The organism is Bradyrhizobium sp. UFLA03-84 (genome assembly GCF_002289535.1).
GTDB classification, from domain to species: Bacteria; Pseudomonadota; Alphaproteobacteria; order Rhizobiales; family Xanthobacteraceae; genus Bradyrhizobium; species Bradyrhizobium viridifuturi.
The window spans coordinates 698,777-713,221 of sequence record NZ_NSJY01000017.1; the positions used below are offsets into that span (position 1 = coordinate 698,777).

The window sequence follows — 14,445 nt, forward strand, 5'->3', positions numbered from 1 at the left end:
GACAGGTCACCGTGGTCAAGCAATTGCCCGGCGCGCCATGACGTGCAACAGGGATAATGATCGCAACGGCGCCGCGTTGCTTGTTGCAGCGCAAACGGACGCTGGACGACATCGTTCGCGCGTCCGGGAAAAACTGAGGCGGAAACATGGCTCATGCCGGTTCGGTGCTTGCGCTGCTCCTGATGCTTTGGGCGCCGACCATAGCGCGGGCGCAAGAGGCGGAATTGCCTGTGAGCGAAGTCGCCCCCGGAATCTTCGTTCACACCGGCGTCACCGCACTGATGACGCGCGAGAACGAAGGCGCCATCGCCAATGTGGGGTTCGTGATCGGCGATAGCGCGGTCGCCGTCATCGATACCGGCGGCAGCGTCCGCGAAGGGCGGCAACTGCTCGCCGCGGTGCGCAGCCATAGCGACAAGCCGATCCGCTACGTGATCAACACCCACGCGCATCCGGACCACAGCTTCGGTAACGCGGCATTCGTAGGCGACGGGACCAGTTTTGTCGGCCACAAGGCCCTGCCCCGCGCGCTGGCGGTACGAGGACAATTCTATCTCGACGGATTTCGCCGGACCATGGGCGATGCGTTGATCGACGAGGTCCGCATCATTCCACCGACCGTGCTGGTCGAGGACACGCTGAAGCTCGACCTCGGCGGACGGTCCCTCACCCTGAAGGCATGGCCCCCTGCCCACAGCGACAACGACCTCACCGTCTTCGATGAACGCAGCGGGACCCTGTTCGCCGGCGACATGGTGTTCCTTGAGCATATTCCCGTGGTCGACGGCAGCCTCAAGGGCTGGCTGCGTGCGCTGGACCAGCTCGCCGCGATTCCCGCCGAGCGCGCGGTTCCCGGTCACGGACCCGTGAGCGCATGGCCTGCGGCGCTCGCCGATGAGCGGCGTTATCTCGAGACGCTGGCCGCGGACGTTCGTGCGCTGGTCAAAAGCGGCAAGCCGATCACGGATGCAGCGGAGCAGGCCGCGGCAGCCGAGCGGCCGCGCTGGCAATTGTTCGACGATTACAATGCCCGCAACGCAACTGCAGCATTCTCGGAAATTGAATGGGAGTAGCTGTTGGTCCTATAATGGGCCAGCAGCATAGGATCTTGCGAACATGACCGGACATCGCGCCCGCCTGCTTTGCATCGCCAGCCTCGTTGCGATCGCGCTGGGCATACCGGCTGCGCCCGCGGCGGAGACCTATGATCCCTGGCCGGGCCTGGTCCAGGACATCTTCAGCAACCGTCCGATGAATGACGGCAACGATGTCATCGGCATCGAGATGCCGGTGCGCGCGGAAGACGCGGCGATCGTGCCGGTGACATTGCGCACCAAGCTGCAGCCCAGCGACAGCCGCCGCGTCGTCGCCATCACCTTGGTGATCGACGAGAACCCGGCGCCGATGGCCGCGAAATTCACGCTGGGGCCGGACGCCAACGTCACCGAGATATCGACCCGCGTCCGCGTCAACAACTACACCAACGTGCACGCGGTCGCGGAGCTCAGCGACGGCAAGCTCTATGTCAGCAAGGTTTACGTCAAGGCATCCGGCGGCTGCTCTGCACCGGCCGGCAAGAACGTCGAGGAAGCCAAGAACCGGCTCGGCCAGATGCGCTACCGGCAATTCACAAAGTCCGAACAGGGGCCGGCGACCAGCACGCGCGAAGCCCAGATCATGATCGGGCACCCGAACAATTCAGGCCTGCAGATGGACCAGGTCACGCAGCTCTATATCCCGGCCTTCTTCGTCAACGAGCTGCACATCTGGCAGGACGACAGTCCGGTGCTGGCGATGGAAGGCGGAATCTCGATTTCCGAGGACCCCAATATCCGCTTCACTTACGTCTCGAACGGCGCCAAGCACTTCCGTGCCGAAGCCAAGGACACCGACGGGCACGTCTTCGAGCACGAATGGAAGGTCGAGAATCCCGGGACCTGAAGGGCACGCGATCTCGCGATCAGCGCTCTAGAAACATCGGACTTCGGCTTCGGCCTGGGCGCGCCTGAGGTCGTTGAGCGCGTTGGCGGCCTGCTCGGACGAGCGGAACTGGCCGCCCAGATTGCCACGCACCTGCGCCATGCTCAGCACCGTTTCGGCGGTGACGTAGCGATCATAGGGGATGATCGAGGCGACGATGTCGATCGAGCAGGAACACTGCTCGATCGACTGCCGGGATTCGCCATTAGCCTTCATGCAGCCGAACACATACTCCGCCCGCGCCGAGGTCGGATAGTCGTTGACCTCCTGAGCCCGCGCGCCCATGGAAGTCCCGGCGAGCACCGCCAGGACGGCGACAATCGGTCGTAGCATGCCAGCTCCTGCCATGGTCGTGCTTCCTCTTCTCTTCCCGCAAGCTATGCTATGGGTGTTGATCAGAAAAGAAAACATTCGGGGAAGTGGCTCAAGAAACGATGATCATGTCTGTACGCATGGTGTTGGCTGCGGCAGTTCTGGCGGTCACGCAGCTCGGCACCTCGTGCGCCGCGGAGACCATCCGCGTTGCAGCGCAGAAGACCGGAACGCTGGCCTGGGAACTGGCTGTCATTCGCTCCCACGGTCTCGACAAGAAGGCCAATCTGTCGATCGATGTCGTCGAGCTCGCCAGCCCCGAGGCCGGCAAGATCGCGTTGCGCTCCGGCACGGCCGACGTGATGGTATCCGATTGGCCCTGGGTATCGCGCGAGCGCTCGCTCGGCGCCAAGCTGCAGTTCTATCCGTATTCGAGCGCACTGGGCGCCGTGATGGTCCCGGCCGCCTCGCCGATCAAGACGCTCGCGGACCTCAGGGGACGCAAGCTTGCCGTCGCGGGCGGCGCGATCGACAAGAACTGGCTGCTGCTGCAAGCCGCCTTGAAGCAGGACGGCGTCGACCTGAAGTCGCAGGCGTCCATCGTCTATGGCGCACCGCCGCTGCTCGCCGCCAAGACCCTCGGCGGCGAGATGGACGCGACGCTCAACTACTGGAATTTCTGCGCGGCGCTCGAGGCCAAGGGCTTTCGCCGGCTCGCCGGCATGGAAGAAATCCTGCAGAAGCTCGGCAGCAAGGGCCGCATCGCGATGATCGGCTACGTGTTCGACGAGGCCTGGGCTGGCGCCAACAAGGACCTGGTGGCCCGCTTCATCGCCGTGACGCGTGCTGCTAAGGACATTCTCGCAACCTCGGATACCGAATGGGACACGATTGCGCCGCTGACCGGCGCCCAAGACGCAGCAACCCTGCAGGCCTATCGCGACCGCTACCGCGAAGGCATCCCGCGCCGTCCGATCGCTGACGAAGAGGCGGATGCCCGCGTGCTCTACCGGGTGCTGGCGCAGCTCGGCGGCCGCGACCTGGTCGGCACCGCAACCGAGCTCGATCCCGGCACCTTCTATCAAGCGATCCCGGGAGACTGACGGTGCTGCGCCTCCTGTCATTCGCGCTGTTCATCGCAACCTGGTGGATTGCCTCACTCGCGATCGGCGACGCGAAGCTGCCGGCGCCGCCGGCGGTGCTTTCGGTGCTCATCGCCGAGGCCCGATCGGGAGCGCTGTTCGTCAACCTCGGCGCAACGCTGGCCCGCGTCGCGCTGGCCTTCACGCTCGCAATGGCGCTCGGCTCGGCGATCGGCTACCTGATGGGCCGCGTCTCGCTCGCCAATCGCCTTGGCGATCCCTGGCTGATCCTGCTGCTCAATTTGCCGGCGCTGGTCGTCATCGTGCTCGCCTATATCTGGGCCGGGCTGACCGAGGTCGCGGCGATCGCGGCCATCGCCATCAACAAGCTCCCGACCGCCGTCGTCACCTTGCGCGAGGGCGCTCGTGCGCTCGACCCCGCGCTCGACGAGATGGCAACGGCGTTTGCATTGCCGCGCGGCCGGGCGTTCCGGCATGTGATCCTGCCACAGCTTGCGCCCTACATCGCGGCCGCGGCGCGTTCCGGGCTCTCGCTAGTCTGGAAGATCGTGCTGGTCGCGGAATATCTCGGCCGGCCGAACGGTGTCGGCTTCGAGATCGGTGTCGCCTTCCAGCTGTTCGACATTCCATTGCTGCTTGCCTACTCGCTGAGCTTTGCCGGCGTCGTGCTGGTCATCGAGACCCTGATGGTGCAGCCGTTCGAAACCAGGCTAACGCGGTGGCGGCTCCGTGCAGCTTGAGGTCAATATCACAGGCAAAAGCTTCGAGAGCGCGGCCGGAAAGCGGCACGACGTGCTCGATAACGTCACCTTCGCGTTGAACGCCGGCGAGGTTGGCGTGCTGTTCGGACCGTCGGGTTGCGGCAAGAGCACCCTGCTGCGGATTCTCGCCGGGCTCGACGGCAATTACCGGGGCCACGTCAACCGCTCGCCCGGCATGCGCCTTGGCATGGTGTTCCAGGAGCCGCGGCTGCTGCCCTGGCGCACCGTGGAGGAGAATGTGCGGCTCGCCGCGCCTGACGTCGACGACGGCACGCTGGCGGCGCTGTTCGAGGTGCTCGAACTGAGCGCGCATCGCAACCACTTTCCCGGCGAGTTGTCGCTCGGCCTCGCCCGCCGCGTCGCCCTCGCGCGCGCCTTCGCCATCGAGCCGGATTTCCTGATCCTCGACGAGCCGCTGGCCTCGCTCGACAATGCCCTCGCTGGCAGGCTGCGTGACCAGGTCGCGACCCTGGTGGCCAGCCGCAAGATGATGACGCTCCTGGTCACCCACGATCTCGACGACGCGGTCCGTCTCGGTGATCGCCTGTTCTTCCTGTCGCCGCGGCCGGCCCGAATCCTTCACGTCGAGACCATCACCACACCACGTGCGACGCGCGGCGAGCTCGAGATCGGCGAGATCAAGCGGCAGCTCTCGCAGTTGGACCTTGCAAATATGTGAGACGCCGTCATCCTTGGACGATGCGTAAGGGAGAAGTCGGATGTCGCGTGCGTTGATTGCCGTTGGAGTTGCCTTGCTTTTACTGCCGACCGCAGCGCTCGCCCAAAGCAAGGGCAAGGGCATCCGGTTGTGGAATCTGACCAGCGCCACGATTGCGAGCTTCGAGCTGTCGCCGGCCGGCAAGAATGAATGGGGTCCCAACCAGACGCTGAACGACAAGGACAAGGAGGTCGACCACGACGAGCGCCTGCGTATCACCGGGGTCGAGCCCGGCCGCTACGACGCCAAGGTCGGCTATAGCGGAGGCAAGCAGTGCTTCGCCCGCGACCTCGAGATCAAGGCCGATGCCGTGTTTTCGGTATCCGACAAGGACCTGAAGGACTGCAACAAGTAACGGCTACGCCGGCGGCTTGCCGTCCGCGCTCGCGCGATCATTGGTGTGCGGATATTCGCAACGCCATCGCACCGCGGTCCATTTCGGATGTTCGCCGACCCATTGAGCAATGTAAGGCGGCGCGGCCATGGCGCATTGCTGCAGCGAGCCGCTCCAGTTGAACACCAGATGCTGCTCCTCGCAGGTCGCCGGCGACAGCACGGCACATACGGTGACGATCAGATCAATCGGGTTCATGCATGAAACCTCGCGAGAGTCGTGAAAAGATAACATAAGCGCTACGCCCGCAGCAGCCGGAAGTTTCATTTTCGCGCGAGATCAAGCGGAACCCGACGGTCGCCGCCCCGCCGGCACGTCGGCGTCACCCGAGCCAACAACCGTGAAACCGACGCCTTGCCGCCGGTTCATTTCGTCAATAAGCTGGTTCCCACAACTGCTAACAGGCTGATGGCTCTTACGGAAACCTCCCGGCGCGGCGTCGCGGTCGCCATATGCCTGCTGGCGCTCACCGCCGGCGCTTGGGCTGTCACGGGGCTGGTTCGGGGCACAGCGGCGGAGTCGCAGCCGGACAAGCCAGATTCGGGGCGCACTGAGCCCTCCCGCACCGCAAACAGCGATCAGGCACCGGTCAAGCTGACGCCCAGCCAGCAGGGACAGATCGGGCTCGAAACTTCGGTTGTGAAAGCCGCACCGCATCCTGAGCAGTTCCGAGCATACGGCGCGGTGCTGGACATCTCTCGCATCACGGAGCTCACCAACAGCTACGCCAATGCGCAGGCTCAACTCCAGACAGCGCAGGCCAAGCTCGAAGTCGCGAAGAGCGCATTCGACCGGACCAAGAATCTTGTCGACTCCGCCGCGCTCCCGAAAAAGGAAGCCGAAACCGCGGAGGGCACGCTGCGAACCGACAGGGCCGCGCTTGCCGCGGCGGAATCGCAACTCAGGACTCTCGCAGCAACAGCACAACAGGAATGGGGACCGGTGATCGGCCACGGAATCGTCGAGCGTTCGCCCGCGGTCGTGAGGCTGATCGAGCGCGATCAGTTTCTGGTTCAGGTGACGCTCCCGCCCGGCGTGAGTGTCACCGAGACTCCGGGAACGGCCCTCGCACAGGCGCCGACGCGCAATGCGAATATCGATCTGCAGTACATCTCCCCGGCAACACGCACCGACACCCGTATCCAGGGATTGAGCTATTTCTTCTCGGCGCCTGGCGACAGTGGTCTGCTGCCCGGCATGAACACCACAGTTTATGTGCCGTCGGGCACCACTTACGAAGGCGTGTTCATCGAGGATACCGCGATCGTGCGATGGCAGGGCCGATCGTGGGTTTACCTGCGCGTGAGCCCCGACAGCTTCCGACGTCATCCGATCAGCACGGATCAGCCGGTCTCGGATGACGACTACGTCGTCCGCGACATCCCGTCGGGATCCGAAATCGTCATCCGGGGTGCACAGGTCTTGCTGTCCGAGGAGGCCAAGAGCGAGCTTCGGAGCGGCGACGACAATGACTGACGGCACCGGCTCCGACCGTTCAGGACCGCAAGCCGCTCTCGTCGCGTTCGCCATCCGCTTCCGCGGCATCGTGCTCGCGCTTTCGTTCGCGCTGCTCGGCTACGGCCTGTTCGCGCTCGGCGAGGCCAAATACGGCGTCTTCCCCGAATTCGCACCGCCACAGGTTACTATCCAGACCGAAGCTCCCGGCCTTAGCCCGGAGCATGTCGAGATTCTGGTCACGCAACCGATCGAAACGTCGATCAACGGCCTAGCCGGGGTCGAAAGCCTGCGCTCGTCGTCGATCCAGGGCCTCTCCGTGGTGACGGTCGTCTTCCAGCCGGGCAGCGATATCTACCGGGCGCGCCAGTTGGTGACTGAGCGTCTCTCGGCCGTGGCCGCGCGGCTGCCACAAGGCGTGCAGCCGCCCTCGATGACACCGTTGACGCCGCTGGCCGGCACGGTGCTGGTCATTGGCCTGACGTCCGACCGGCGCTCGCTGATGGATTTGCGCACCGTTGCGGACTGGACCGTGGCAAGACGGCTTCTGGCCGTCACGGGCGTGGCACAAGTATCCACTTACGGCAAAGACGTCAGGTCCCTGCAGGTGCAGGTCCGTCCGGACGACCTGATCCGGTTCAGGGTCGGCATGAACGATGTACTCGCCGCCGCGCGCAAGGCCACCGGCGTACGGGGCGCCGGCTTCATCGATACCGCCAATCAGCGCGTCACGCTGCAAACCCAGGGACAGTCCCTGACGCCCGATCAGCTTGCCCGCACCGTTCTGCTGCACGAAGGCGGCGCAAGCGTGGTCCTCGGCGACGTCGCCACCGTCGTGACCGCTCCCGAGCCGCCGATCGGGGCCGCCCTCATCGACGGCGTGCCCGGCATCATGCTCATGGTGAGCCAGCAATACGGCGCGAATACGCGGGAGGTCACCACGCGGGCGGAAGCCGCCCTGCAAGAGCTTCGACCGGGCCTTGAAGCCGACGGTGTCAAACTCCACGCGGACATTTTCCGGCCTGCCAATTTCATCGACGCGGCGACCGAGAACGTGCTCAACGCCTTGTTGATCGGCGGGGCGCTCGTGGTCGTCGTCCTGTTTTTGTTTCTGTTCGACTGGCGCACCTCGATCATCAGCTGCACTGCCATTCCGCTCTCGTTGATAGCGGCCGTGCTCGCGCTGCAATGGATGGGGGAAACGCTTAACACGATGACGCTGGGCGGCCTCGCAATCGCGATCGGCGAAGTCGTCGATGACGCCGTGATCGGCGTCGAGAATGTGGTACGTCGACTGCGCGAAAACCGCCGGGCGACAGCGCCGAGACCCGAGGCTCGCGTCGTGCTCGAGGCCTTCCTCGAAGTGCGTACCGCCGTTGCCTATGCGACATTTGCGGTGCTGCTGGTCTTCTTCCCGATCCTGACGCTTTCCGGCATTGCCGGCCGCCTCTTCGGGCCGCTCGGCATCGCCTACATCTTGGCCGTGCTCGCCTCGCTGGCAGTCGCTCTCACGGTGACGCCGGCGCTTTCCATGCTGCTTCTGGTCGGGAGGACCGGCGGACAGCGCCTGCATGAACCGCCCGCGGTACGGTGGTCCCGTCGCTACTACGAGGCCTTGCTGCGTCATATCGGCCGTTACCCGAAGCTGGTAACGGCGGCGGCCGCGGTTTTGACGATCGCAGGCGCTGCAATGCTGCCTTTCTTCGGCGGGACGTTCCTGCCGGATCTGCGCGAAGGCCATCTGATTCTGCACGTCTCAGCGATCCCCGGCACTTCGCTCGACGAATCGCTTCGGATCGGCAAGCTGATGACCGATACGCTTCTAAAAATTCCGGGTGTGCGCCGGGTGGCGCAGCATGCAGGCCGCGCCGAGGCCGGCATCGACACGGTCGGGCCACATTCCAGCGAGTTCGAGGTCGACCTGGAGCCGGGGCTCTCGGGTCGGGCGCAATCCGCCGCCGAGGCGCGCATCAGGGTCGCTCTTGCCGGCTTCCCCGGGGTCTCCTTCTCGAGCAAGACCTATCTGACGGAACGTGTCGAGGAGACCGTCTCCGGCTTCACCGCGGCGGTAGTCGTCAACATCTACGGGCCCGATCTCGATTTGCTCGAGCGCGCGGCGCGCGACGTCGCGCGAGAACTGGATGAAGTCGCGGGGGCCGCCGACGTGCAGCAACGATCCCCGCCGGGAATGCCGCAAGTGAACGTAACGCTTCGCCCGACGGATCTGCAGCGCTGGGGACTTGATGCGGTCGAAGTGCTCGAACTCATTCGCACCGCCTATCAGGGCGATGTCGTCGGCCAGGGATATGAAGGCAACGCCGTCTTCAATGTCATCGTGATCCTCGACGCGCATGTCCGCGCCCGAGTCACTCAGATCGGTGACTTACCTGTACGCACGCCGAGCGGCGCTTACATTCTGCTGAAGCAAATCGCCGACGTCTACGAGACCTCGGGCCGTTATCAGATCCAGCACCTGAATGCGCAGCGCGTTCAGACCGTAACGGCGAACGTCAGCGGACGCGATCTCGAATCCTTTGTGGCCGCCGCCAAACGCAAGCTGGCCCGCGAGGTCACGTTGCCGCCCGGTGCTCACGTGGAATTTGCCGGTGCAGCCGAGGCGCAGGCGCGATCGCGGCACGATCTCATCATCAACTCCTTGCTGGCCGGGACAGGCATCGTCGTTCTTCTTGCGATGGTGACCGGCCATTGGCGAAATCTGTTGCTGGTCTTGATCAACTTGCCGTTTGCGTTTGTCGGTGGCGTGTTCGCACTGGCGTTGACCGGTGGCCTGCTTTCACTCGGATCGATGGTCGGCTTCGTCACGCTGTTCGGAATCACGCTGCGCAACTCGATCCTGATGATCTCGCATTACGAGCACCTCGTCCTGGTCGACGGTCGCGTGTGGGGGCTGGATACCGTGATCGAGGGCGCGGCCGACCGCCTCGTCCCGATCCTGATGACGTCTCTCGTGACTGGCCTTGGATTGCTGCCGCTGGCGATCGGTGCAGGAGAGCCGGGGCGTGAAATCGAGGGCCCGATGGCGGTCGTCATCCTTGGGGGTCTGATGACGTCGATGGCGCTGAGTCTGCTGGTGCTGCCGACCCTCGCGCTTCGATTTGCACGCTTCAAGAGCCGCCCCTGAGCACGGGCAAGGCGCGCGATGATGCGTCGAGAAGGGATAGGTCGACAATGCCACGGCTTCGACGGCATTCGCCATAGAAGCCGTGGCAGGTCGTCAATGGTGTCTTACTTGCGCGCTGCGCAGGCGTACATGTTGATTTCCATGCCCACCGGCACTTCGACGATCTTCGGTGTTTTCCAGGCCATTTCCTTCTCCCAAGTATAAGTTGGCGCAAGCCTCGCGCCGCACGGCAAGCTAGGGCTGGCCTTTCCAGGGCGCAAGCCGGCCGGTTAAGGACCCGACTTCGCTGCTGGACATGCCGAAGCGGACGACGGCTCGCTGACGTCCGTCCGGCTCTTGAACGGCCGGGAAATCCCGACGCTGATCTGTCAGGCATTTTCCGACTGCCGGGCGACGACGCACGGATAAGCAGACCCGATTGCGCCGGCGACGTCTTGCCCAAGAGCGAAATCGCAACTTTTTTTGTGATGCGCAGAATCCTGCATCAATAACCGGAGTCCACCCGGCACAATCCTGAGGCACGGACTTATTTGAGCAGGCGCAGCAGCGCCCGGCCGGCGCGCGTCTTCAGCTCTTTCGCATCCAGCGTTCCGTCGTTGTCGGGATCGGCGGCCTTGAAACGCTGCTCGACGACCGCGAGGTATTCGTCGAGCGTCAGGGTGCCGTCGTGATCCGGATCGGCCATCTTGAGCTCCTTCGCGGTCAGCCGTCCGCGCAATTCGCGGACGTCGAGCGTGCCATCGTGGTCGGGATCGAGCTTCGCGAACAGGTCGGCGGCAGCCTTCTTGGCTTCGGCAAGGTCGACGGTACCGTCATTGTCGGGGTCGAGCATCTTGAGCGCGCTGCGGCCACCCGATGCGGCCAGAGCGGGACCGGACAGGACGGCAGCGGCCAAAGTCAAAGCAAGCGATCGGCGCGAAATCATCATTCGTCTCCCTTGAGTGCCGCTCCGCCGCGGACGCGGAGTGTGCCCTGTGATCAAGGCCCACCATAGCAGCTTCGACGAAGCTTCCTACAGCGCGTGCGACCAGCACGGCCTGTCGGGATTCGGGTGGAAAGAAACTGCCTCACGGCTCATCTGTGGCAGTCGGCTAGATGGCATTGCACCGGAACAAGCGAGGTAACCCATGCGCGGCATTTGCGGGACCATGTTGGGCTGCGTCGTCGCGCTCGGTCTGAGTGCGCCCGTGTCCGCGCAAAACACGGTCCCTGCCCCGGCGGCGAAGGCCGTCCAGCCGCGTGTGCTCACCGGCAAGGAACGGCTCGGACGCAAATGGACCGACGAGCAGCGCATCGACAATTGCAATGTGCCGCTGGACAAGCGGGGCACCAAGCCGCGGCCAAGTGCCTGCCCCCATGCACCGTCGAGCTGATCGAACCGTTCGCGCTGCGGCATAAGGTCGAGCCGACCGTGGCCTTGCGTATTCCATACGACGGTAAGCTACGGACGCATCAGCGGAAAAGTCGACGCCCTCGATCGGCCTTTCGCGGTGACTGGGGTTCGTTCACGTTTTCGTATTGACCCGTTTTGGTTTCAGGCCGATGGTTCCATCCGCAACGTCAGGAATAGGCGTGCAGCAAAAGGTTCATTGGGAGGATAGGATGAGACGCATTGCGCTGGCCGCAAGCCTCGTGATTCTTGCATCTTACGGTGCAAGCGCTCAGACCAACGAGCAGTTGGTCAAGGGTGCGACGGATACATCGAACGTTCTCAATTACGGAATGGGTTACAACCTTCAGCGCTTCTCGACGCTGAACCAGATCAACAAGGACACCGTCAAGAATCTGGTGCCGGTCTGGAACTACAGCCTGAACGACGACCGCAGCGAAGAATCGCAGCCGCTCGTGTATCAAGGCGTCCTCTACGTCACCACGCACAACGCCACGATCGCGATCGACGCCAAGACCGGCAAGCAGATCTGGAAGACCAAGGTCGAATATCCCGCCGAGACGCCGCGCATCGTCTGCTGCGGCATCATCAATCGCGGCGCTGCCCTCTATGACGGCAAGCTGTTCCGCACCACCCTCGACGCCAATGTGATCGCGCTCGATGCCAAGACCGGCAAGGAGCTGTGGCGCGAGAAGGCTGCGGACATCAAGGAAGGCTACTCGATGACGGTGGCGCCGCTGGTCGCCGACGGCGTCGTGATCACCGGCATCTCGGGCGCCGAATTCGGCACCCGCGGCTTCATCGACGGCTGGGATCCGGCCACCGGCAAGAAGCTCTGGCGGACCTACTCGATTCCGACCCCGGACGAGCCCGGCGGCGACACCTGGAAGGGCGACACCTGGAAGCTCGGCGGCGGATCGACCTGGATCACCGGCTCCTACGATGCTGAATTGAACACGGTTTATTGGGGCATCGGCAATCCCGGACCGTTCAACTCGGCTGTGCGTCCCGGCGACAACCTCTACACCTGCTCGGTGCTGGCGCTCGATCCGAAGACCGGCAAGATCAAGTGGCACTATCAGTTCTCGCCGAACAACCCGTTCGACTACGACTCGGTGGCCGAGATGGTGCTCGCCGACATGAATGTCGAGGGCAAGCCGACCAAGGTGCTGATGGACGCCAACCGCAACGGCTTCTTCTACGTGCTCGACCGCACCAACGGGAAGCTGCTCGCGGCCAATCCCTATGTGAACGTCAACTGGGCCACCGGTGTCGACCTGAAGACCGGACGGCCGATCGAGACCGACGTCGCCAAGGATGCGCGTGACGGCAAGAAGGTCACGGTCTACCCATCGATCCTCGGCGGCAAGAACTGGGAGCCGATGTCGTTCAATCCGCAGACCGGCCTCGCCTATGCCAACACGCTCGCGTTCGGCGGCAAGTACAAGGCCGAGCCGGTGACGTTCAAGCAGGGCGAATGGTATCTCGGCATGGACCTCACCGACCCCTGGGAATGGGGCACCGGACCGCGCGGCCATCTCAAGGCGATTGATCCGATGACCGGCAAGGCGAAGTGGGAAGCGCCGAGCGATATTCCGCGCTTCTCCGGCGTGCTCTCCACGGCCGGCGGCGTGGTGTTCTCCGGTCAGCTGACCGGCGAGTTCGAGGCGTTCGACGCCGACAACGGCAAGAAGCTCTGGCAGTTCCAGACCGGCTCGGGCATCGAAGGACAACCGGTGACCTGGCAGCAGGACGGCGTGCAATATGTTGCCGTCACCTCGGGCTATGGCGGCGTCTATTCGCTGTTCTCGGGCGACGAGCGGCTTGCCAAGGTGCCGCCCGGCGGCTCGGTGTGGGTTTTCGCGGTCAAGAACTGAGCGCGGAGCACACGTGACTGAAAGAGTAACCCTGTTGACGGCGGCGATCTTCGCCGCCGTCGCGGCGGCCTTGATCACCTTGATCCCGGCGGCCGCGCAGCAAGCCAGTGCAATCGACCTTGAAGGCCAGACCGACCAAGGCAAGGTCACCTACGCCAAGAACTGCTCGCATTGCCATGGTCCCAACATGGTCAACTCCGGCACCATCACGCCGGACCTGCGCGCGTTTGCCGGCGACAAGACGCGCTTCGTGACCACGGTGAAGCAAGGCAAGAACGGCAAGATGCCGCCCTGGGCCGATATCCTGAGCGAGCAGGAGATCGCCGACGTCTGGGCCTTCCTGTCGAGCCGGAGGACCCAATGAGGGCCCTGCTTGCCGGCATTGCGACGGCTCTGCTTCTCGCCACGACGGCGCTGGCGCATGCCGCCGACGCGCCGCTCAAAGTATGCCTCGACGAGGACCTGCCGCCCTTGTCGGCGCATCATCGCGGCAAACCGGACGCCGGCTTCGACGTCGCGCTCGCGCAAGCGATTGCCGAGCGGCTCGGGCGTCCGCTCAAGATCCAGTGGTTCGAGAGCAAGCTCGACGAGGATTCGAGCCCGGCGCTGGAAGCCAATGCCCTGCTGTCGGACGGACGTTGCGCGCTGGTCGGCGGCTACGCGCTCACCACGGATTCGCTGAAGGCGCCCGGCGTCACGACGGCCAAGTTGCCGGACTTCGATGGCGCGACCCGCGACGATCGCCGCCGCCGGATCCCGATCGGAGTGCTGGCGCCAAGTCAGCCCTACATCTATTCACCGATGACCGTCGTGCTCGGTCCCAAGGCCAAGGACAAGCTCAAGGACCGCAAGATCGCCAATATCGGCGATCTTGCCGGCCTTCGCCTGACTATCGAAAGCGGCACGCTGGGCGATGCCATCCTGATGACTTTCGACAAGGGAAAACTGATCGAGGACATCACCCACCTCGTTCCCGGACGCAGCGACCTCCTGGGAGACCTCGAGCGCGGTGACTTCGACGCCACGCTGCTCGACCTGCGCCGGTTCGACGCCTATCGCGCTGATCATCCCGACACCAAGATCACGGCGTCGGGATATTATTATCCGATCGGCGCCAACCGCGGCTACGTCGCGCTCGAAACCGACAAGGCATTGCTGGAGGCTGTCAACAAGGTGCTGTCCGATCTGCAGGCCAACGGCACCATTGCCGAGCTCGGCAAGGCGGCAGGCCTCACCTGGCTTCCCCCGCGCGAGCCGATCATTCTCGGCGATGTCTGGCTGAAGATCCTGAACCGATGACGGAGGAGATGGCG

Annotated in this window: 16 protein-coding genes; 12 read left to right on the forward strand and 4 right to left on the reverse strand. The window is 64.1% G+C overall.

Features of this window, described 5'->3' with window-relative positions; genetic code table 11:
- Positions 1-146: 146 nt before the first annotated feature.
- Positions 147-1,073 (forward strand): quinoprotein relay system zinc metallohydrolase 2, encoded by a 927-nt coding sequence (locus CK489_RS36020; protein WP_095735612.1) that lies wholly within the window; start codon positions 147-149, stop codon positions 1,071-1,073.
- Between the two features lie 43 nt (positions 1,074-1,116).
- Entirely contained in the window at positions 1,117-1,941 is an 825-nt protein-coding gene (locus CK489_RS36025; protein WP_095735613.1) for a quinoprotein dehydrogenase-associated SoxYZ-like carrier, read from the forward strand.
- Positions 1,942-1,968: 27 nt separating this feature from the next.
- Here CK489_RS36025 and CK489_RS36030 read toward each other — a convergent pair whose 3' ends face one another.
- Positions 1,969-2,313, reverse strand: a complete 345-nt coding sequence (locus tag CK489_RS36030; RefSeq protein ID WP_502694159.1) for a hypothetical protein — start codon at positions 2,311-2,313, stop codon at positions 1,969-1,971.
- A gap of 101 nt (positions 2,314-2,414) precedes the next feature.
- Here CK489_RS36030 and CK489_RS36035 point away from each other — a divergent pair, with 101 nt between their 5' ends.
- The 4 genes from CK489_RS36035 to CK489_RS36050 are packed head-to-tail and all read left to right on the forward strand — an operon-like array spanning position 2,415 to position 5,229.
- On the forward strand, positions 2,415-3,395 hold the full coding sequence (locus CK489_RS36035) for an ABC transporter substrate-binding protein (protein ID WP_095735615.1): 981 nt from the start codon (positions 2,415-2,417) through the stop codon (positions 3,393-3,395).
- A 2-nt stretch (positions 3,396-3,397) separates the two neighbouring features.
- A complete protein-coding gene (locus CK489_RS36040; RefSeq protein WP_050628651.1) occupies positions 3,398-4,135 on the forward strand; it encodes an ABC transporter permease in 738 nt (245 codons plus the stop codon).
- On the forward strand, positions 4,125-4,835 hold the full coding sequence (locus tag CK489_RS36045; RefSeq protein WP_095735616.1) for an ABC transporter ATP-binding protein: 711 nt from the start codon (positions 4,125-4,127) through the stop codon (positions 4,833-4,835). Before CK489_RS36040 ends, CK489_RS36045 begins: the two co-directional genes overlap by 11 nt.
- Positions 4,836-4,875: 40 nt before the next feature.
- Entirely contained in the window at positions 4,876-5,229 is a 354-nt protein-coding gene (locus tag CK489_RS36050) for a hypothetical protein (RefSeq protein ID WP_095735617.1), read from the forward strand.
- Between the two features lie 3 nt (positions 5,230-5,232).
- On the opposite strand, the gene CK489_RS36055 is transcribed toward CK489_RS36050, so the two are convergent.
- Positions 5,233-5,466 carry a hypothetical protein gene (locus CK489_RS36055; RefSeq protein ID WP_050628654.1) on the reverse strand — a complete coding sequence of 78 codons (234 nt, stop codon included), beginning with the start codon at positions 5,464-5,466 and terminating at the stop codon, positions 5,233-5,235.
- 210 nt (positions 5,467-5,676) lie between these two features.
- Here CK489_RS36055 and CK489_RS36060 point away from each other — a divergent pair, with 210 nt between their 5' ends.
- Entirely contained in the window at positions 5,677-6,744 is a 1,068-nt protein-coding gene (locus CK489_RS36060; protein WP_245350643.1) for an efflux RND transporter periplasmic adaptor subunit, read from the forward strand.
- Complete coding sequence (locus tag CK489_RS36065) at positions 6,737-9,865, forward strand: efflux RND transporter permease subunit (protein WP_050628655.1); 3,129 nt, start codon at positions 6,737-6,739, stop codon at positions 9,863-9,865. The genes CK489_RS36060 and CK489_RS36065 overlap by 8 nt, the downstream gene beginning before the upstream one ends.
- A 104-nt stretch (positions 9,866-9,969) precedes the next feature.
- Here the strand turns inward: CK489_RS36065 and pqqA are convergent, their stop codons facing one another.
- Together pqqA and lanM are read right to left on the reverse strand one after the other, a co-directional pair.
- Positions 9,970-10,050 carry a pyrroloquinoline quinone precursor peptide PqqA gene (pqqA, locus tag CK489_RS36070; RefSeq protein WP_009031067.1) on the reverse strand — a complete coding sequence of 27 codons (81 nt, stop codon included), beginning with the start codon at positions 10,048-10,050 and terminating at the stop codon, positions 9,970-9,972.
- Between the two features lie 341 nt (positions 10,051-10,391).
- On the reverse strand, positions 10,392-10,790 hold the full coding sequence (gene lanM / locus CK489_RS36075; protein ID WP_095735760.1) for a lanmodulin LanM: 399 nt from the start codon (positions 10,788-10,790) through the stop codon (positions 10,392-10,394).
- A 202-nt stretch (positions 10,791-10,992) separates the two neighbouring features.
- Here lanM and CK489_RS36080 point away from each other — a divergent pair, with 202 nt between their 5' ends.
- The 4 genes from CK489_RS36080 (at position 10,993) to CK489_RS36095 (ending at position 14,431) form a co-directional block, all read left to right on the forward strand.
- On the forward strand, positions 10,993-11,238 hold the full coding sequence (locus CK489_RS36080; RefSeq protein WP_050628656.1) for a hypothetical protein: 246 nt from the start codon (positions 10,993-10,995) through the stop codon (positions 11,236-11,238).
- Between the two features lie 229 nt (positions 11,239-11,467).
- Entirely contained in the window at positions 11,468-13,132 is a 1,665-nt protein-coding gene (locus CK489_RS36085) for a methanol/ethanol family PQQ-dependent dehydrogenase (RefSeq protein ID WP_050628657.1), read from the forward strand.
- A 70-nt stretch (positions 13,133-13,202) separates the two neighbouring features.
- Entirely contained in the window at positions 13,203-13,496 is a 294-nt protein-coding gene (locus tag CK489_RS36090) for a c-type cytochrome (RefSeq protein WP_244486165.1), read from the forward strand.
- Positions 13,493-14,431 (forward strand): substrate-binding periplasmic protein, encoded by a 939-nt coding sequence (locus CK489_RS36095; protein ID WP_095735618.1) that lies wholly within the window; start codon positions 13,493-13,495, stop codon positions 14,429-14,431. The genes CK489_RS36090 and CK489_RS36095 overlap by 4 nt, the downstream gene beginning before the upstream one ends.
- Positions 14,432-14,445: the final 14 nt, after the last annotated feature.